General features: G+C 68.8%; 1 protein-coding gene. It reads right to left on the bottom strand.

Translation table 11 applies throughout. The features are described from left to right. Positions 1 to 59: 59 nt before the first annotated feature. On the bottom strand, positions 60 to 1,021 hold a 962-nt coding region (locus ACZ3I3_RS41325; protein WP_467373028.1), incomplete at its 5' end, for an ABC transporter ATP-binding protein.

Genomic DNA, 1,021 nt, shown 5'->3' with positions numbered 1-1,021 from the left:
CGGGAGGCCAGGAGCTTGCGCGGACGGGCAGGAGCCCCCGTGAGGGTGGCGGCCATGGCTCACCCTCCCTGTTCGGTGGGGAAGAGGTTGACGTCGTCGGCGTCGACGGTGATGCCGACCCGCTCGCCGGTGACGGGCCCACGGCCGGCCGGCACTTCCAGCCGCAGCAGCGGCGCGTCACCGCCGTCGATCCGCACACCCGCGCGGACCAGAGTGCCCACATACGTGGCCGTCTCGACCGTGCCCGTACAGAAACCGTCGTCCGGTGCGCAGGCCCGCAGCCGGCCCGGCTGCACGGCGACCTTCACCTCGGTTCCGGAGGCCAGCTGGTGGCGTCGTGCCTTGATCAGGCCGCCGGACTCGTTGAGGCGGACCAGGGTGTGTTCGTCGGTGTGCTGCTCGATGCGGCCGGGCAGGAAGTTGGCCGCGCCGAGGAAGTCCGCCACGAACGGAGTCCTCGGGCGTTCGAAGAGTTCCCGGGGGGTGTCGAACTGCTCGATCAGGCCGTTGCGCATCACCGCGATGCGGTCGGACATGACCAGTGCTTCCTCCTGGTCGTGCGTCACGTAGATGACGGTCAGGCCGAGTTCCTGCTGGATGGCCTTGATCTCGACCTGGAGCTGGTCACGCAGCTTCTTGTCCAGCGCGCCGAGCGGCTCGTCCATGAGGATGACCGGCGGGCGGTAGACCAGCGCCCGGCACAGCGCGACACGCTGCTGCTGACCACCGGACAGCTCACGCGGCTTGCGGCCACCGAACCCGGACAGACCGGCGATCTCCAGGGTCTCTCCGACGCGCTTGCGGATCTCGTCTCTGGACACCCCGCGGAGCGTGAGCGGGAAGGCGACATTCTCGCTCACGGTCATGTGCGGGAAGAGCAGGTACTGCTGGAACACGAAGCCGAGGTTGCGTTTTTGCGGGGCGAGCTTCGTGACGTCGCGGTCCCCGACGGTGATGGTGCCGGAGTCCGGTTCGCAGAACCCGGCGATCATCATCAGGGTCGTGGTCTTGCCCGACCCCG

This window comes from Streptomyces sp. NPDC016851, assembly GCF_055562795.1.
Note: the sequence above shows the minus strand (reverse complement) of the source record. Positions and strands in the feature narration are given on the sequence as shown.